Below are 16,873 nucleotides of genomic sequence, written 5' to 3' on the forward strand. Positions count from 1 at the left end.
GGCATAATCGGCGGTTATTGGCCACCGCGTTAACGGCAAGCCAACCGCGGCGCCAGCAGAGCTGGCGCGCGGCCCTCCGTTCCTGCCGCTACTGACCACCCACTCCTTCATGTCCCACCGCTTTTACTGCGACGACCCGATACTGTTTGACCCCGCGGGTGGGAGCGCCGCGCGGCTCTGCGACAGCGAGGCCCATCACTTGTTGCACGTGATGCGTGGCGGTGTGGGGGACCACGTGACGCTGTTTGACGGCAGCGGCTACGAATATGAGGCCGAAGTCCTTGAGACGACACGCCGTGACGTGACGCTAGCTGTGCTGTCGCGGACCGAAGTCAATCGTGAGCCGCCCGTCGTCGTGACGCTCGGCGTGGCGTTGCCGAAGGGGGATCGTCAGAAGGTGCTTGTTGACATGCTCACTCAGCTAGGCGTCGCCCGGCTTGTGCCGCTGGCGACCGAGCACAGCGTCGCGGCGCCGAAGGGGTCGGGCCTCGACAAGCTCCGCCGTGGCGTTGTGGAGGCGTCCAAGCAGTGCGGCCGCAATCGGCTGATGGCGATTGACGAACCGATGGCGTTTCGTGAGTTCCTCGCCACGACTCATGCCAATCGGCGACTAATCGCGCACCCAACGGGCGGGTCGCAAGCGACGGCGAGCGGCGCCAAGTCGGTTGCAATCGCGATTGGGCCCGAGGGGGGATTCTCTGACGTCGAAGTGACCGAGGCCGAGGCCGCCGGCTGGGAATCTGTTTCCTTCGGTAGGAGCATCCTCCGGATTGAAACGGCCGCCATCGCTGCCGCATCTCTCTTTCAGAGAGAGGGGCGATGACGATGTCGTGGAGCGAAGGGATCTGGCAGTCGCTTAGTGAAGGGATTCTTTAAAGCGAGCTTCCCTTAGCCGTAGCGTCTCTAGCCTCGCGCCGATCAACGGAGCAAAGTGGGGATGTCTCGCGCAGAGACGCGGAGACGCAGAGCGGGATGTCTTTAAGACTCACGTAAAGGCGCTAAGCCGCCAAGGACGCACTCGTGCGCGATCGTTTGCGGCTGCGCTCATTCCTACGAGACTTCGCCTTTGCGCCTTGGCGTCTTTGCGTGAGTCTTCGCTGCCTATCCTCTGCGTCTCCGCGTTTCTGCGCGAAACGCTACGGCAGAATGAAGAACGCCATAATCCACCCTATCGGTCGGGGTCACGCATCGGACGTTCGTTCATTCAAACTGAGTCACCCGCCAGCGCGCCGGTGCTGAAGGCGGCTTGGAAGTTGTAACCGCCGATGGGGCCGTCGAGGTCGAGCACTTCGCCGATGAAGTAGGCGCCGGGAGAGAGGCGGCTCTCCATCGTCTTCGGGTCGATCTCCGACAGATCGACGCCGCCGGCAGTGACCTCGGCCTTCTTGAAGCCGAGCGAACCAACCAAAGGGATCGCCGATCTTTTCAGGCCGTCGATCACTGCGCGGCGTTCCAGCTTCGAGAGTTCGGCGAGCTTGCGGTCGAGCGGCGCGCCGGCGCGGGTGACGATCGACTCGGCGAGTCGGCGCGGCGTCCACTCGGCGACGACGTTGAGCAAGCCTCGGGCGCCGCTGGCTTGCAACGCGTCGAGCAGGTGTTGCTCGTCGAGGCTCGGCACGAAGTCACACACCGCCTGCCAACCGGCGCCGGGACGCTCGGTGACGAAGCGGCTGGCGTCCATCACCGCGGGTCCCGAGAGGCCGAAGTGCGTGAACAGGAACGAACCACGGCGGTCGGCGACGGGTTTCATATCGCCTTCCTGCAATCGCACCCGCACGTCGCTCAGCGTGACGCCTTGCAGTTCGCAGGCCCAGCGCTCGTGCGAGGTGAGCGGCACGAGCGCCGGCCGGGGCGGCGCGATGCGGTGGCCGAGGGCTTTGGCCCAGGCGTAGCCGTCGCCCGTTGTGCCGCAACCGGGGTACGACTGACCGCCGACGGCGATGACGAGCTTGGGGGTGGAGATCGTTCGTTTCGTTGTGGTGACGACGTAGCCTTCTTCGTTGCGCTCGAGCGACGTCACCCCTTCGCCGAGCGCGAGCGACGCGCCCGCGCGGTCGAGCATCCGCAGTAGCGTCCGTTGCACGTCGAGCGCGCGGTCGCTTGCGGGGAAGACCTTGCCGGTGGCTTCGATCTTGGTGGCGAGTCCCTCGGCGGCAAACATCGCGACGACGGAGTCGGGCGTGAGCCGGCCGAGCGCGGTGCGGAGGAAGCGAGCCTTCGCTTTGCCCTCAGCGCCGCCGACGAGCCGCGCGTAGGCGTCGGCGATCTCGCTGGCCGAGGCGCTGTGGGTGAGGTTGCAGCGTGTGCCGCCCGACATGAGGATCTTCACGCCCGGCTTGGTGTTCTTCTCTAGCACCAGCACGCGCTTGCCGCGCTCCGCGGCGCGCACGGCGCAGAGCATCCCGGCGGCGCCGGCGCCGAGGACGAGGACGTCGTAGTCAGTCGCGGGGGGCATGCCGAGGAAGGTTGTTTAGCGGGGCTTTTCCCCGTACGGGCCAAGTAGATTTCGTTCGGTTTTGGCCGCGCGATCGGATAAAATACACTTCTTGCGAGCGTCGGTCAGACTCTGGCGAAGCCGATGCAGTCTAGCGGTCTGGTTTACTACCCGAGCAGGGGCGGCTGCCCTGGGAGCTTTTTTTAGATGTTCTTTAGCGCACTGCGACTGGTGACGGCGGCGGTGGTCGTTGGGGCCGCCGGCGTCTCGCTTGGCGAGGTGGTGTTCACGGGGACGGTGACGCCAGGCGAACCCGCCGGCGTCGAACCCACGACGACGGTCGCGATTGGTCCCACGAGCCAATCCCCCCTGGACGCGGACCCGCGCGGCGGCGTTGAGGTGAATGGCGGCTCGCAGTTCACCGCCGGGCGGGTGCTGGTGGGCGATAGCGAGTCGGCGTTGGCGAAGATGGTGGTGACGGGGGCGGGGACGAAGGCTTCGGTTGTCTCCGCCGGTTCAACAAGTACGCCAACGTTGGGGGTGGGCGTCCGCGGATCAGGTTATCTCCGCGTCGATAACGGGGCGTGGCTCCAAGTTGGGGAAACGCATTTGGGGGTGCTGTCGATTTCTCCTCGGGGAGAGTCGCCGGGGCTTGCGACGGTCGAAGTTGTTGGCGAGTCGTCGTTGCTCACGGTTGGCAAGCAATTGCTGGTCTCTGACGCCGATTTCTCAATACTCAACGTCCGCGATGGGGCTGTCGTGCGGGTCGGCCCCGCAACTGGTGTCTTAGGCGAAGCAGTGCTGATCCAAGGTAAAGCCAACGTAACTGGGGAACGAACCGAACTGCAGACAAACGGACTTACGGTCGGGTCGCGTGGCCAGTCATTGCCTTATGGACCCGGCGGTGTTCTCCGTGTCTCGGAGGGAGCCGTCGTGCGGTCGATGCTGAACAGCAACAACAGTCGCGCCGACGTTGGCCACCAAGGCCGGCTCGAACTTGATGGCGGCACGATCGCGTTGCACAACGTTCAGGTCGAGGGGGTCATTGCCGGGTCGGGAGTCGTGGTGCATTCGGTATCCGTAGCGCCCCTTGGCTTAATCGAAGTCGGTGAAAATGACTCGCTGCGATTGGCGTCCAACCTAACTAGCGCGGGGCGAATTAGGGTCGAGGGTGGCAGCATGGAGATAGGCGGCGACCTCCTGCTCCATAGCGGGACTGGGTTGGCCTCCATCGATGTGGCGCAGGGAAAGTTTGCTCTGAACGGGCACTTCGACGGCGGCGGAAGTCTGAGATTTACCGATAGCGTTGTCGAGATCGGCGAAGGCATCTCAAGCCGACTGTACGGGACTTTGCAGGTCGAGAGGTCGCTGCTGCAGATTGGCCGTAGCCTATCGATCGAGAGCTCCACCGAAATCATTGACAGCGAATTAATCGTCTCGTCTCAGGGCCTTCGCATTACGGCAAGCGGAACGAACCCGTCAAATGCTTTCTTGATGCATAATTCAGTCATCCGTGACGAGGCGTCGTTGCCGGGCGGGCCGCTTTGGATCGACGGCGTCCTTGAGATTCACGGCGAGAGCAATTCGGTGGGAGTTGAACTCCGCAGCACGTCCCGGGGCGCACTCCGTCTCGCGGCTGAAGCATCGATAGAACTGGATACTGCGCTGCTCAATGCTGAGATGTCACTTAACGCTGGCAGCTCGGTTTTCTTCAGCGGATATGCGACAGTCGGCAACACGGTATCAGTCGCGCTCTCCAACAGCAATCTCACGACCCCGTCGATTCTAAGTGCGGAACCACTGACGGTTAACGGGTCGCTGACGATCGACGCCTCAGCGATGACCGAAATCGCCGCCGGGCAGGTCTTCTCTCTGTTCGAAGCCGAATCGCTAAGCATGTATCTCAGCGAAATTGTCCTCCCCGATCTCCCCGGCACGCTGGAGTTCGTCCCGCAGTTGACCGAGACGGAGTTCTCGCTGCTGGTGGTCGACAGCGCGGTGACGTTGCCGGGCGACTACAACGGCGACGGCTGCGTGGACGCCGCCGACTACACCGTGTTGCGCGATAGCGACCTGCCGGCGAGCAATGCGATGGCGATGGCCAACTGGAAAACGAACTACGGCCGCTGGCTGCCGGGGTCGAACATGCCGATCCCGGAGCCAACGGCCGTTGTCGTGGTTGCGATGGGCCTCGCGGTGGTAGCCGCGGCGCGACGTTAAGGCGTCACTCGGGGGCGGTCTCAGTGGTGGATGCGGCCTCCGTCGCCGGGTCCCGATCTACCTTGACTTCGATATCGCCGCTGTCTTTGTCCTTCGTGACTTCGATGTCGCCGGAAGGCGTTTCCACATCGACAACGGTTTCTTTCTCCTGACAACCGGTCAGAGCAACGCAAGCGATCGCGAACACAAGGAAGCGAGTGAGGGCCATGACGGCCTCCGGGAGGTAAAGGGAGACAGGCTCAGAACTTTCGCGTAGCCTAACACGCCCTCTAGCCGATTCCGACCCGCTGTTTTTGAAGACTTGCTTAGAAACCGTAATAGATCGCCGGTGGGTAAATAATCACCGGCTGTCGGTAGACGGGGTACCCGCCGTAATATCCGCCGTAGCCCCCCCCACGGTAATAGCTCCGGTAACCGCCCCCGCCGTAGACCGGCAGGCTGAACGTCGGCACGACGTTCGGACGCATCGCTTGGTACTCGCCGCTGTATTGGCGGGCGCTCATGTGGCGCTGCGTGCCGTAGTAGGCTCGGTTTTGGGCGACCGCTTCGAGAGCGACGCCGAAGGCCATCAACAGGGCCAAGGCAAGCATGGCGCGACGGAACATGATCACTTGCTCCAGGTTGGACGTGAGTCAGAACTCACTAGCGGTAGTTCTATCGCTATACGCAGCCGCGGAGCAACAAGTTTTCATAAGACCGACCATGGGGGAGGTCTGAGCCGTGGGCGTTAGCCCTCGGTGGAACCCATGTACCCGCTTCCCTCCGGGGACTGACGTCTCCCGGCTCCGCATGGAATCGGTTGAGTAGGGGGCGGCCGGTTGGCGTGCAAAACCTATCGTTCCGCCGTACAATCGGGGGCCTCGTCGCATCGCTCTACTCCCACGGCCCTACGCTAGAGGCCCTACTTCAGAGGTACGTACCGATGGCTACCGCTACGCAGGTTGTTGCGCGTCCCGCGATCAAGCAGACGCAGTGTTTTATCGATGGCAAGTGGGTCGATGCGGCGAGCGGCAAGACCTTTGAGACGATCCACCCGGCCACCGAAGAGGTGATCGCCAATGTCGCCGAGGGGGACGCCGAGGACATCGACCGCGCCGTGCAGGCGGCGCGGCGGGCTTTTGACAGCGGTCCCTGGCGGACGATGGACGCCCGCGACCGCGGTAAGCTGATGCACCGGCTCGCCGATCTGATCGAGGAAGAGATCGAGTACTTGGCGGCGCTGGAGACGCTCGACAACGGCAAGCCGATCAGCGACTCGCGCGCGGCCGACCTGCCGTTGGTGGTCGATTGCCTGCACTATTACGCCGGCTGGTGCGACAAGATCCAAGGGGACACGATCCCTATCCGTGGCGATTACTTCTGTTACACACGGCGTGAGCCGGTCGGCGTCGTCGGGCAGATCATCCCGTGGAACTTTCCGGCGCTCATGGCGGCGTGGAAGTGGGGGCCGGCGCTAGCCGCGGGCTGCACGATCGTGATGAAGCCGGCCGAGCAGACGCCGCTCACCTGTTTGCGGATGGCGCAGCTCGCCAAAGAAGCAGGCTTCCCGGACGGCGTGATCAACGTTGTGCCGGGCTTCGGCCCGACGGCCGGCGCGGCGTTGGTGAAGCACCCGCAAGTGGACAAGATCGCGTTCACCGGCGAGGGGACGACCGCCAAGATCATCCAGCGTGAAGCGGTCGAGACCTTCAAGCGGGTGACGTTCGAGCTGGGGGGCAAGAGCCCCAACGTGGTGTTCGCCGACGCCGACCTCGACGCGGCGGTGGCCGGCGCGCACTTCGCGCTCTACTTCAATCAGGGCCAGTGCTGCGTCGCCGGCAGCCGGTTGTACGTCGAGGACGACATCCACGACGAGTTCGTCGAGCGCCTCACGGCGATGAACAGCGACTATCGCTTGGGCGACCCGTTCGACCCCGCGACGCAGCAGGGGCCGCAGGTCGATAAGGCGCAGTTCGACAAGGTCCTGTCGTATGTCGAGATCGGCAAGCAGGACGGCGCCGAGTGCGTCACCGGCGGCAAGCGGTTCGGCGACCGCGGGTTTTTCGTCGAGCCGACGCTGTTCACCGGCGTGAAGGACGACATGCGGATCGCCCGCGAAGAGATCTTCGGGCCCGTGATGAGCGTGCTGAAGTTCAGCGAGGTCGAAGAGGTCGCCAAGCGCGCGAACGACTCGCCCTTCGGTCTCGCCGCGGCCGTGTGGACGAAGGACATCAGCAAGGCGCATCGCCTGGCGGCCGAGCTGCGCGCCGGCACCGTGTGGGTGAACTGCTACGACGTCTTCGACGCCGCGGCGCCGTTCGGCGGCTTCAAGCACTCGGGCGTCGGGCGCGAGAAGGGCGCGGCGGGGCTCGATGCGTATTTGGAGACGAAGACGGTGACGGTGGCGTTGTAGTGATTGCGGAATTGGGATTGCGGAATGCGGGTTGAAACGCAAGCGAACCCCAAGCCTCGCTCTGCGATTTAATCCGAAATCCCCAATCCGCTATCAATACATCAGCCCGGAGGGACAATGTTCCTCCGGGCTGATTCGTTATCGCGTCACCCCGCCTCAGTGGTGGTCCCAGTGCCCGCTACGGTGGAAATCGTAGTGGCCGGGGACGTAGTCGAAGTGTCCGCGGTGCGGGACGAGGCTCGGGCCGTGGTAGTCGTAGTGGCTGGTGTCGTGCCAGCGGCGGTGGCCGTGGTCATGACCGCCGCCGAAGCCGGCGCCGTAGAACGAGCGGTGAACACGCCCGGCGCCGTAGCCCGGGTAGCCGACGACGTGTCGCCCGCCCCAGTGGCCGTGGGGGTTGCCGATATCGACGTGGACGCCGCCGGCGCGGATGTGGAAGCCTCGGGCCTGGGCCTGATCGGCGCCAGCCACGAAGCACAACGCGACCGCGGCGGCCGCTGCAACAAGGTGCTTCGTCATTTGGGTTTGCTCCTGGTAAATCGGGTGGCGTTGTCGACTGGAAGGGGCGACGACGGCAAATACCGATTGTGCAAAGTAGTGGCCATAACGGCGTGAACTCCGTAAGCCGTTGTGGTAAAATGCTTTAGGCGCTGACGGGGTGTTTTGTGACTTCGTGAATTGCAATCAATAAGACCGCCGTGGATATCGTTGTGATATCAGTGGTGGCGGCTTGTTGGCCGCGAGACGTGTCCCAATGGCTCTGACCTTCGCCGCCGGCAACTTAGGCAATCCAGCGCGAGGCGCCTCGCCTCGACCGACTCTCAGGGCAATGATTCCGCCATGCGTTTGTTCCTCCTCGCCCTGCTCACCGCCTCAACCGCTTCCGCCGCTATGACCGACGTCTGGATTGGCACCGCCACCGCCCCCAGCGGCGCCAGCCGCGGCATCTATCACCTGACGCTCGACGACGCGACCGGCAAGCTTTCGAGCGCCCGCCTCGCCGCGGAGACGACGCAGCCGGGGTTCCTCGCCAAGCACCCGACGCTGCCGCGGCTCTACTCGACGATCGACGCCCGCCAGAGCGGCGTCGCCGAATGGCGGATCGGCGGCGAGGGGTCGCGCAAGCGGCTGGAGCTGCTCGGCCAGGCGCCGACCGGCGACGGCGGGCCCTGCCACGTGTCGGTCGACCCCTCGGGCCGCGTGCTGTTCACCGCGCAGTACGGCGGCGGCTCGGTGGCGTCGTACCGGCTGCGCGAGGACGGCTCGATCGCCGAGCGGGCGTCCTTGATGGAGCACGACGAGCCGTCAGGCGTCGTCGCGGACCGGCAGAAGGAATGCCACCCGCACTCGGCGATGCCGTCGCCCGACGGGCGGTGGGTGCTGGTCCCCGACCTCGGCGCCGACCGCATCTACGTCTACGCCTTCGACGTCGAGTCGGGCGAGCTCAATCCGCACGGGTCCGTGAAGTGCGAGCCGGGCGGCGGCCCGCGGCACTTCGCTTTCCATCCGAATGGCAAGTTCGGTTACGTCGTCAACGAACTGTCGATGGCCGTCACGGCGTTCGCGTGGGATACGGAGAAGGGCGAGCTGGAGCTGCTGCAAACCTTCCCGACGCTCACCGAAGAGCAGCGCGCCGGCGAGGTCTCCAACAGCGCGTCGGAGGTGCGCGTCCACCCTTCGGGCAAGGTCGTGTACGTCGGCAACCGCGGGCACGACTCGGTCACCGCGTTCCGTATCGAGGCCGACCCGTCGCAGCTGACGCCGATCGACCTCGAGCCGATCCGTGGCAGCCACCCACGGCACTTCGCCGTGTCGCCGTCGGGCAAGTGGCTGCTCGCCGCGGGCCGGGATTCGAACACCGTCGCGGTGTTCTCGATCGACGGCGAGACCGGCGCGCTGCAGTGGACGCTCGAGTCGGACTATGTGCCTTCGCCGACGTGCGTGTTGATTGTGGAGTAGGGGTCGATGTGGGAGGGGTCTCCAGACCCCGATTACGCGCACCATGCCTTTACGGGACGGATACCGTAATCGGGGTCTGGAGACCCCTCCCACAACATCGGCGCGGACCCTACACCGCGCCGGCGATCAGCGTCACGTTCTGACCGCCGAAGCCGAAGCTGTTTGACAACACCGTGCGGCACTTCTTTTCGCGCGGCGTGTTCGGGATGTAGTCGAGGTCGCAGTCGGGGTCGGGCGTCTCGTAGTTGATCGTCGGCGGCATCACGCCGTCGGCGAGCGTCTTGAGGCAGATGATCAACTCCGTCGCGCCGGCGGCGGCGATCAGGTGGCCCATCATGCTCTTGGTGCTGCTGACGGGCGTCTGGTACGCCACGTCCCCCATCGCTTGCTTGAGCGCGAGCGTCTCGACGCGGTCGTTCACCGAAGTGCTCGTGCCGTGGGCGTTGACGTAGTCGATGTCGGTGGGGTTGCGCTTGGCGTCGGCGAGGGCGATGTTGAGGCACGTCGTCGCGCCGCGGCCCTCGGGGTGCGTGTCGGTGATGCGGAAAGCGTCGGCGGTGGCGCCGTAGCCGAGCAGCTCGCCGTAGATCGTCGCGCCGCGCTTCTTGGCGTGCTCGTACTCTTCGAGGACGACCATCGCCGAGCCCTCGCCGAGCACGAAGCCGTCACGGTCGCGGTCGAACGGCCGGCTCGCGCGGTGCGGCTCGGCGTTGCGTTCGCTGAGGGCGGTGAGCAGGTTGAAGCCCGTCACGCCGAACGGGTGGATCATGCTGTGGCAGCCGCCGGAGAGCATCACGTCGGCGTCGCCGCGGCGGATGATTTCGGTCGCCTCGCCGATCGCCTGGCTGCTCGCGGCGCAGGCGGTGAGGCAGTTGCTGTTGGGGCCCTGAGCGTCGAACATCGCCGCCAGGTAGCCGGCGGGCATGTTGGGCTCTTGCTCCAATTCCAATTGCGGGTCGAGCGATTTGATCCCCTCCTGGACGAAGCGGGCGATGTCGAGCTGGCCGCCTTGCATGGCGGCGGTCATCATCCGCGCGAACGACTCGAAGTCTTGTTGGCCTTCGCCGGCGCCGAGGTAGACGCCCATCCGCGCAGGCTCGACCGAACCGGCGACGCCCGACTGGTCCATCGCCTGCTTGGCGGCGCCGGCGGCGAAACGGGTGTGGCGGCCGCGGCGCTCCCACTCCTTGGCGTCGAGGCCGACGTCGGCGACCGACCAGTCCTTCACCTCGGCGGCGATCTTGGTGGGGAACGAGCTGGCGTCGAACAGCGTGGTCGGCCCCACGGCGCTCTTGCACGCCAGCAGGTTGCCCCACAGCTCATCGACGGTGTGACCCAGGGGCGTGACGCAGCCCATGCCTGTGATGACGACGCGACGCATGAGGTGGGAGGGGCTAGGGGTTAGGGACGGGGGACGAGGAGGGGCTGAGGGGCTGAGAGCTGAGGGAACGGACGGGAAAACGCTTGCGCGTTCCCTCAGCCCCTTAGTTCCTTAGCCCCTCAACTCCTCCTGATAAACAGCGTCCTGCCAAATGGTTGTGGAGAACCTGATTATTCGGTCAGCGGGGCAAGGTTCAAGCGACGTGGGATTCCGAAGCTATGAAACCCTCGTCCCCCGTCCCTAGCCCCTCGTCCCTCACGCTAGTACCGGCAAATCGTAGTCTTGCGGCTTCATCCGGCTGCCGTCTTCGTGGACGCCGACTTGGAAGACGCCGGTGACGTAGAGCCAGCGGGCGAGGTCGGCGGGGTCGAACAGGCGGGGCGGGAGGCCCTTCTGGGCGGCTTCGGAGTCGGCCTCGCTAGTGGACAGCCGGGCGAAGAAGATTTCGGCCTCGGCCTGCTGGCGTTCGCCCTCGATGCCGCGGGCGGTGGCGGTCACCATGCACTGGGCGCCGGCGTCGAGGGCGCGGCCGATCGTGGCGTGGTACTCGAGCGATTCGCTCGGCCGCACCAGCGTGTTGAAGGACAGCTTGGTGAACTTCGCCAGGACCACCAGCTCTTTGAAGTCGTACATCTCACTCACCAACAAGCCGGCCGTCTGGGCCATGCCCTCGGCGATGAGCGAGTTAGGGAGCGTCGGGTAGATGTCCCAATGGCCGTGGATGAACTCGTCCGAGAGCGACACGCCCTTCAGCCCGCGCGCGTGCGAGCCCGCGACGTACTCGGAAAAGCGGTCGACCCAGAACCATCTCATGAGTGGGGCGTTGTGTAAGTATTTAGCCCCCGGTCAATGACCGGGGGCTAAATGTGAAGTTGCTACCTCAAGACTTCGCCAGCTTGTATTCAACGAAGCCGCACATGTCTTGGACGGTGAGTTGCTTGCCGAGTTTTTGGACCTGTGGGTCCGCCTCGAACGCCGTGAGGTTGGCGAAGGGCATGCGTTCTTTGAGCTTGGCGATGCCGTCGGCGTTCACCTTGCCGTCGGCGACGTAGGCCGAGTCGGTGAGGATGTCCTCGGGGAACAGCTCGCCACGCTCGATCTTGATGTTGAACGCCTTCTCGAGGCGGAAGACGATGTCGAGGAAGTCGATGCTCTCCGCGTCGAGGTCGCCCTGCAGGGTCGCCTCGGGCGTCACTTCGTCCTCTTCCACGCCGAGGGCGTCCACGAGGGCTTCCTGGACCTTGGCGAAGATCTCTTCTTTGCTGGGCATACCGTTACTCGTCTTCTCGAAAATGAACTGAGGTAGTCGATGGCGATCGCGTCGGGTGTCTGCTTGCCGCGATGGCGCCGCTAGCTTTGTCCTTAAGTCGCGTTCCCGACGGGGACGCGGTTGAGTCGCATCACCTGCTCAATCGACCGCATGTAACGGACGACGTGAGCGTCAACTTCCGCCATGCTGGGATCCGTGTCGCCGAGGTTGAATCTTTCGAGCACCAACCGGCCGCTGAGGCTCGTGCTATCGCCGACCATGCCGCTGACCTTGAAGGTCGCCTCGCGGTCGTCTTTCTTCATCAGCTCGGTCGTGACGGTAAGCCGCGACCCGGGTCGAACGAAGTCGGCGTACTTGATGTTCTTGGCTTCTTTCAGTTCGATAACGCTGTGGGCGTAGTCCTCGCTGAGCCGCAGCAGCCAGGCCGAGGCCTGGGTCGCCGCTTCGAGCATGAACACGCCGGGCAGCACCGGGAACTCGGGGAAGTGGTCCTGGAGGTACTCCTCGGAATAGCTCACCTGCTTCGAGCCCACTAGGCGCTCGTCGGCGACGAACTCTTCGATCGTGTCGAGCAGCCAGAACCGCATCGGGTCTCTCGGGCGGAGCGGGGCAGACGGAGCGGGGGCGAGCGCCGCGACGCCGCCGGACAGTCGCGCGAATTTAGGCAGGATGGGTAGTCGAGCCGCGGATTATAGCCCGGGGCCGGGGCCGCTACAACGCTACCAACGGGGGCAAAATAAGGCGGCGAGCCGGCGACGTTAGTCGTCGGTGGGAACTTGGTACCCGGGTTCCACCGACGACTTACGTCCCCGGTTCGCACCCCTCTGACCCGCGCCAGATCGCCGAGGATGCGTCCTAGCGAGCGATTTCGACACCGGTGGACATTTGTATCGACTCCGGATCTGGCTTGAAATGCAAGCCATTGAGCAGGGGTCCTGCGTCCTCGTGCTCCCCGCCCGCCCCTTCGATCGAAGGCGGGCCGGCGACGTCAGTCGTCGGTGGGAAGTGGGTACCAGGGTTCCACCGAGGACTCACGTCCCCGGCTCGCCGTCACTTCTGGGGTCGGGTGGTTAGAATCGGAGCAGCTAGCGGCCCTCCGCTCACCGCCCTGCCCCAGCCGTCCGCATGACGCCCCATCTCCCGCCGCCCGACGAATCGTCCCGGGGTCACACGCACAAGAAGCGGCCGATGGCGGTCGAGCGGCTCGGGCTGTCGCTGCCGGTGACCGAGCAGGACGTTAAACAGGCCTACTTCCAGCGGGCCCGGGAGGCCCACCCGGATCGGGGGGGCTCGACGAGCGAGTTCTTGGAGGTTCAGCAGGCCTTCAACGATGCGGTCGAGTACGCGAAGCGCAACGGCAAGCGGCTCCCCTGGATCGGCTCGTTGGCGCCAATCTACGTGGCCCAGCGTGACGCGGCCGAGTTGGTCGAGCGGTGCGGAGGGACTTTTGTCATCGAGGCCCTCGACTGGCTCGAGGGGACCGTCGGCGAGGATTTTGCGGCGATGGCCGACCGGCTGAAGTCGATCGACCTTTCGGGCCGGCCCGTTGGCGACGCCCAGGTCATGGAGCTAACCGCCGACGCCGCCAACCTGCCGTTCCTCGAGTCGCTCAACTTGGCGGACACCTTGGTCGGCGATCCCGGCGCGATGCGGCTTAGCCGGCTGCCGAACTTGAAGCGACTCGATCTGACCGGGACGAAGGTGTCGTTTCCGCTCCGCCGTCAGTTGGCGAAGCTGCCGGCGATGGAGCATGTCGAAGGGACCAGCCGATGGGGCGAATGGTTACGGAGAAAGTCATCGTGAAGCGCCCGGTTGCGTTCGCCTGTTGGTTTGTCGTGTTGCTGGCCAAGGTCGCTTCGGCCCAGGCGCCACCGGCGACGGGCGAAGCGTTCGAGCTGAGTCAGCCGCAGTGGAAACTGTTTGTGCCGTCCGGCTACGAGCATCGCCAGGACGGCGCCGTCGATTTGCTGATGCACTTTCACGGCGACCCACAGGCCGTTTGGAACAACGCGGCTCAGGCACGGCTCAACGCCATCATCGTGACGGCCAACTACAACGGCCTGTCGAGCGCGTACAGCAAGCCGTTCTCGGACACGGAGTTGTTCCGGTCGTTGCTCGACGACGCGCGGGCGAAGCTACGGACGCTGCCGGACTTCGGGGAGGCGGCTTTCGATCGCATCGCCGTCACCTCATTCAGCGCCGGCTATGGCGCCGTGCGCGAGATTCTGAAGCAGCCGCACTATCGCGAGGCGATCGACGCGATCCTTGCGGCCGACTCCCTGTACGCCTCGACCGACGCCGCGGATGGCACGCCGGTCGATGAGCAGATGGCGGACTACAAGACCTACGCCGACATGGCGACACGTGGCGAGAAGACCTTCCTCTTCACGCACTCGGACGTCGCGACGCCGACCTACGAGAGCACCCGTGAGACGGGGGACGAGTTGCTCGCGCATCTCGGGCTGACGCCGACGGCGATCGACCAGCCGGGCCTCGGCACGCTGCGCTTCACTCGCACGGCGGAGCGGGGCGGCTTTGTGCTTTGGGGCGCCGCCGGTGAGACGGGCGACGACCACATGGCGCACCTCCGCTACCTGGCGGAGTGGCTCGACGACCTCCCGCTCGCAAAGCGAGTCGAGTGATCACTGTGGGAGGCGTCTCCAGACGCCGATTGCAGTCACTTTGAGCGTGCTTCACTTGGCCGTAGCGTTTCTAGCCTCGCTCTGATCCACGGAGCAACGTGGGGAAGTCTCGCGCAGAGACGCAGAGGCGCAGAGTTGGATGCTTTCCAAGACTCACGCAAAGGCGCTAAGCCGCAAAGAACGCGTTGCTGCGCGATCGTTTGCGGCTACGCTCATTTCTCAACAACTTTGTCTTTGCAGCTTGGCGGCTTGGCGTGAGTCTTCGCTGCCGACCCTCGGCGTCTCCGCGTCTCTGCGCGAGACGCTACGGCAAAATAAAGTACGCTATAGCCGAAACGTGATGGTGCGCGTCATCGGCGTCTGGAGACGCCTCCCACAAGTAGTGTTGCTACTAGCATCAGAGAGCAAGGCTCGGGGACCGTCGTCACCGTCGAGACGCTGCGGCCGTAGTTGCTCGCCCACACTGGGTAATCCGCCGGCGTGTACTCGCCGCTCGTGTTGTCACGCCACACGGTGTAATCGGCCGCGTTGACGACGCCGTCGCTGTTGAAGTCGCCCGGCAGGCCCGGGGAGGCGGTTGCTTCAAGCACCAGCCGCGGCGCGAATTCGGCCGAGCCCTCTTTCGAGTAGAAGGCAGCGCCATTGCTGGTTGTCGACTCGAGCAAGAGCGTCACCACGCCTTCTTGTGCAGCGCCCTCGAAGAACGCCGCCAGGTTGACGAAGACGCCGAGGTTGGGGTTGTCGAACGTGACGGTTTGTCCCTCCTCGAAAGGGCCGGCGTTCAACTCGCCGAGCGACAAGACGCCGGGGATGTCGGTGGGGTTCGACGCGTTGTAGGCCGGATCGATACCGAGCGTGCCGGGGTTGCCGTCGTCGATCAAACCCGGCGCCGAATCGAAGTCGATGGTCGCTTCGTCCCAGTCCCAGTCGGCGGCGTCGTGCTCGAGGCCGTAGAGCCGGAAACGCTGCGACCTTCCGGCCGAAGCGGCGGCGGTGAGTTCGAGCGAGGCGGCGGCGACGCTGCCCGCTTCGATGGCCGAGAGGTCGAACTTCAAGACGGTCACGTCGTTGGTCGCGCCAGAGGCGCCCGCCCAGCTGGCGCTGAGCGTGGGTCCAAGGCCATCGCCTGTCCCGCCGCCGGCTTCGCTGACGGTCGCGTCGGCGCCGCGGCCGTCGGCGGTAGAGATGGCGATGGTCTCCGTGTTGGTCGGCGCGTAGGCGAAGGGCGTCAGTGAGTGCAGGTACTCTTCGAGATAGCTATAACCTGACGGAGTGTAGGTGGCGGCGAGGTTGGTCGTCGGCGCGAATCCGAGGCTCGCTGCGAAGCTGTCGGGGACGCCATCGCCATTTGAATCTGACGGAGCGGTCCCGGTGGGAAGCGTGGGCAGGCCGCCGATGTCGTCCTCGGTGTTGATCGAGTACTCCAGCTGATTCATCACCGAGCGGATCAGCTGGCGGTCGACGGGGTCGCGATAGTTGATGGCGCCGGCCCGGCTGAGGACGTGCAGGTACGCTTCGCTGGCGGAGTGCGTCGCGACGACGGGGAGTTGCGCGGCGCTGAGCCGCGAGGGGAACAGCGTGTAGGCGCCGCCGGGGCGGAAGACGCCGTCGCCATCGACCGCGGCGCCGTCGAGCAGGCCGTCCTTGTCGATGTCGGTGAAGTTGCCGGCGACGTGGTAGTGCGAGTCGGCGTCCTTCGAATCGAAGAGATAGTTGTTCGAGTTCGACTTGGGTCCCTTGATCGCGTAGTTGCCGACGAGGTTGACGTCGTAGGGGTCGTCGGAGTCGTTGTACCCGAAGCGGTCCTGCGGATTGAACATCACATTGTTGACAAAGTCGAGCCGCAGGTAGTTGCCGCTCGCTTGAGCGCGGGGGTTGCGGCTCTTGTTATGGGCGTAGAGGTTGTGGTGGTACGAGTAAGCGCCGCCGTTGATGAGCGAGCCGTAGCTGTGGCCGTCCCCCTTGCTGTGGCCGCCCTCGTAGAGCGCTTGCGAGAGCGTCGACCACTGCACGGTGACGTTGTTGGAGTTGTGCGTCGTGGAAATGGTCTCATCGACGCCCCAGCTGGCGGTGATGTGATCGAGCATCACGCCGTTGGAGCCGGAGACCCAGATCGCGTCGGGGTCGCCAGCGCCGTCGCTGTGCCCGGGGCGGACGCGGAGGAACTGGACGATCACGTTCTCGGTGTTGTTGACCCGCAGCTGACGCCCGGCGAGTGTGATCCCGCCGGCGGGCGCCGTCTGCCCGGCGATGGTGATGTTGTCGCGGGTGATGCTGAGGTCGGAGCTAAGGTGGATCGTGCCGGCGACGTCGAACACGATGGTCCGCCCCGCCGTCGGCGCGTTCTGCAAACCGTGACGCAGCGACCCGACACCGGAGTCGTTGAGATTAGTGACCTTATAGACATCACCGCCGCGCCCGCCGGTGACATGCCGCGCGACGCCCTCGGCGCCGGGGAAGGCGAGCAGTTGTGAATAGGCAACGTTTGCCGTCGAGAGGAGGAGCAGGCTAGCCAGCAGAGTCTTTAGACGCATTCGTTTAACCACGGAGCCACGGAGAGCGCGGAGTAAGCACA

Annotated in this window: 15 protein-coding genes; 6 read left to right on the forward strand and 9 right to left on the reverse strand. The window is 64.9% G+C overall.

Going from position 1 to position 16,873, the window contains the following annotated elements; all coding sequences use genetic code 11:
- Window positions 1–109: 109 nt before the first annotated feature.
- Window positions 110–823 carry an RsmE family RNA methyltransferase gene (locus Spa11_RS00660; RefSeq protein WP_145105415.1) on the forward strand — a complete coding sequence of 238 codons (714 nt, stop codon included), beginning with the start codon at window positions 110–112 and terminating at the stop codon, window positions 821–823.
- 381 nt (window positions 824–1,204) lie between these two features.
- On the opposite strand, the gene Spa11_RS00665 is transcribed toward Spa11_RS00660, so the two are convergent.
- A complete protein-coding gene (locus Spa11_RS00665) occupies window positions 1,205–2,455 on the reverse strand; it encodes a BaiN/RdsA family NAD(P)/FAD-dependent oxidoreductase (RefSeq protein ID WP_145105418.1) in 1,251 nt (416 codons plus the stop codon).
- Between the two features lie 186 nt (window positions 2,456–2,641).
- Between Spa11_RS00665 and Spa11_RS00670 the strand changes: the two genes are divergently transcribed.
- The gene (locus Spa11_RS00670) at window positions 2,642–4,654 is read left to right on the forward strand and encodes a hypothetical protein (RefSeq protein ID WP_145105421.1); all 2,013 of its coding nucleotides are present in this window, start codon (window positions 2,642–2,644) and stop codon (window positions 4,652–4,654) included.
- 4 nt (window positions 4,655–4,658) lie between these two features.
- Here the strand turns inward: Spa11_RS00670 and Spa11_RS00675 are convergent, their stop codons facing one another.
- Window positions 4,659–4,862, reverse strand: coding sequence for a hypothetical protein (locus tag Spa11_RS00675; RefSeq protein WP_145105424.1), 204 nt, complete (start codon window positions 4,860–4,862; stop codon window positions 4,659–4,661).
- A 97-nt stretch (window positions 4,863–4,959) separates the two neighbouring features.
- The gene (locus Spa11_RS00680) at window positions 4,960–5,259 is read right to left on the reverse strand and encodes a hypothetical protein (RefSeq protein WP_145105427.1); all 300 of its coding nucleotides are present in this window, start codon (window positions 5,257–5,259) and stop codon (window positions 4,960–4,962) included.
- A 317-nt stretch (window positions 5,260–5,576) separates the two neighbouring features.
- On the opposite strand from Spa11_RS00680, the gene Spa11_RS00685 reads away from it, so the two are divergent.
- Complete coding sequence (locus tag Spa11_RS00685) at window positions 5,577–7,046, forward strand: aldehyde dehydrogenase family protein (protein ID WP_145105429.1); 1,470 nt, start codon at window positions 5,577–5,579, stop codon at window positions 7,044–7,046.
- Window positions 7,047–7,202: 156 nt separating this feature from the next.
- Here Spa11_RS00685 and Spa11_RS00690 read toward each other — a convergent pair whose 3' ends face one another.
- A complete protein-coding gene (locus tag Spa11_RS00690; protein ID WP_145105432.1) occupies window positions 7,203–7,565 on the reverse strand; it encodes a hypothetical protein in 363 nt (120 codons plus the stop codon).
- Between the two features lie 321 nt (window positions 7,566–7,886).
- Here Spa11_RS00690 and Spa11_RS00695 point away from each other — a divergent pair, with 321 nt between their 5' ends.
- Window positions 7,887–9,005, forward strand: a complete 1,119-nt coding sequence (locus tag Spa11_RS00695; RefSeq protein WP_231933093.1) for a lactonase family protein — start codon at window positions 7,887–7,889, stop codon at window positions 9,003–9,005.
- A gap of 109 nt (window positions 9,006–9,114) precedes the next feature.
- On the opposite strand, the gene Spa11_RS00700 is transcribed toward Spa11_RS00695, so the two are convergent.
- From Spa11_RS00700 to Spa11_RS00715, 4 genes are all read right to left on the reverse strand, one after another.
- Complete coding sequence (locus Spa11_RS00700) at window positions 9,115–10,386, reverse strand: beta-ketoacyl-[acyl-carrier-protein] synthase family protein (protein ID WP_145105435.1); 1,272 nt, start codon at window positions 10,384–10,386, stop codon at window positions 9,115–9,117.
- Between the two features lie 255 nt (window positions 10,387–10,641).
- Window positions 10,642–11,199, reverse strand: a complete 558-nt coding sequence (locus tag Spa11_RS00705; RefSeq protein ID WP_145105438.1) for a hotdog family protein — start codon at window positions 11,197–11,199, stop codon at window positions 10,642–10,644.
- A 67-nt stretch (window positions 11,200–11,266) separates the two neighbouring features.
- Complete coding sequence (locus Spa11_RS00710) at window positions 11,267–11,656, reverse strand: acyl carrier protein (protein WP_145105441.1); 390 nt, start codon at window positions 11,654–11,656, stop codon at window positions 11,267–11,269.
- Window positions 11,657–11,748: 92 nt separating this feature from the next.
- The gene (locus tag Spa11_RS00715) at window positions 11,749–12,243 is read right to left on the reverse strand and encodes a 3-hydroxyacyl-ACP dehydratase FabZ family protein (RefSeq protein WP_145105444.1); all 495 of its coding nucleotides are present in this window, start codon (window positions 12,241–12,243) and stop codon (window positions 11,749–11,751) included.
- Between the two features lie 538 nt (window positions 12,244–12,781).
- Between Spa11_RS00715 and Spa11_RS00720 the strand changes: the two genes are divergently transcribed.
- On the forward strand, window positions 12,782–13,459 hold the full coding sequence (locus Spa11_RS00720; RefSeq protein WP_145105447.1) for a J domain-containing protein: 678 nt from the start codon (window positions 12,782–12,784) through the stop codon (window positions 13,457–13,459).
- Window positions 13,456–14,298 (forward strand): hypothetical protein, encoded by an 843-nt coding sequence (locus tag Spa11_RS00725; RefSeq protein ID WP_145105450.1) that lies wholly within the window; start codon window positions 13,456–13,458, stop codon window positions 14,296–14,298. Before Spa11_RS00720 ends, Spa11_RS00725 begins: the two co-directional genes overlap by 4 nt.
- 350 nt (window positions 14,299–14,648) lie before the next feature.
- Here Spa11_RS00725 and Spa11_RS00730 read toward each other — a convergent pair whose 3' ends face one another.
- On the reverse strand, window positions 14,649–16,832 hold the full coding sequence (locus Spa11_RS00730; protein ID WP_145105453.1) for a DNRLRE domain-containing protein: 2,184 nt from the start codon (window positions 16,830–16,832) through the stop codon (window positions 14,649–14,651).
- Window positions 16,833–16,873 lie beyond the last annotated feature (41 nt).

Source organism: Botrimarina mediterranea, assembly GCF_007753265.1.
GTDB lineage: Bacteria > Planctomycetota > Planctomycetia > Pirellulales > Lacipirellulaceae > Botrimarina > Botrimarina mediterranea.

Bases quoted from the DNA above. Each gene is read 5' to 3' on its own strand.
- Spa11_RS00675 (WP_145105424.1), bottom strand. From the start codon at position 4,862: ATGGCCCTCACTCGCTTCCTTGTGTTCGCGATCGCTTGCGTTGCTCTG.
- Spa11_RS00660 (WP_145105415.1), top strand. From the start codon at position 110: ATGTCCCACCGCTTTTACTGCGACGACCCGATACTGTTTGACCCCGCG.
- Spa11_RS00695 (WP_231933093.1), top strand. From the start codon at position 7,887: ATGCGTTTGTTCCTCCTCGCCCTGCTCACCGCCTCAACCGCTTCCGCC.
- Spa11_RS00690 (WP_145105432.1), bottom strand. From the start codon at position 7,565: ATGACGAAGCACCTTGTTGCAGCGGCCGCCGCGGTCGCGTTGTGCTTC.
- Spa11_RS00720 (WP_145105447.1), top strand. From the start codon at position 12,782: ATGACGCCCCATCTCCCGCCGCCCGACGAATCGTCCCGGGGTCACACG.
- Spa11_RS00700 (WP_145105435.1), bottom strand. From the start codon at position 10,386: ATGCGTCGCGTCGTCATCACAGGCATGGGCTGCGTCACGCCCCTGGGT.
- Spa11_RS00715 (WP_145105444.1), bottom strand. From the start codon at position 12,243: ATGCGGTTCTGGCTGCTCGACACGATCGAAGAGTTCGTCGCCGACGAG.
- Spa11_RS00685 (WP_145105429.1), top strand. From the start codon at position 5,577: ATGGCTACCGCTACGCAGGTTGTTGCGCGTCCCGCGATCAAGCAGACG.
- Spa11_RS00705 (WP_145105438.1), bottom strand. From the start codon at position 11,199: ATGAGATGGTTCTGGGTCGACCGCTTTTCCGAGTACGTCGCGGGCTCG.
- Spa11_RS00680 (WP_145105427.1), bottom strand. From the start codon at position 5,259: ATGTTCCGTCGCGCCATGCTTGCCTTGGCCCTGTTGATGGCCTTCGGC.
- Spa11_RS00670 (WP_145105421.1), top strand. From the start codon at position 2,642: ATGTTCTTTAGCGCACTGCGACTGGTGACGGCGGCGGTGGTCGTTGGG.
- Spa11_RS00710 (WP_145105441.1), bottom strand. From the start codon at position 11,656: ATGCCCAGCAAAGAAGAGATCTTCGCCAAGGTCCAGGAAGCCCTCGTG.
- Spa11_RS00730 (WP_145105453.1), bottom strand. From the start codon at position 16,832: ATGCGTCTAAAGACTCTGCTGGCTAGCCTGCTCCTCCTCTCGACGGCA.
- Spa11_RS00665 (WP_145105418.1), bottom strand. From the start codon at position 2,455: ATGCCCCCCGCGACTGACTACGACGTCCTCGTCCTCGGCGCCGGCGCC.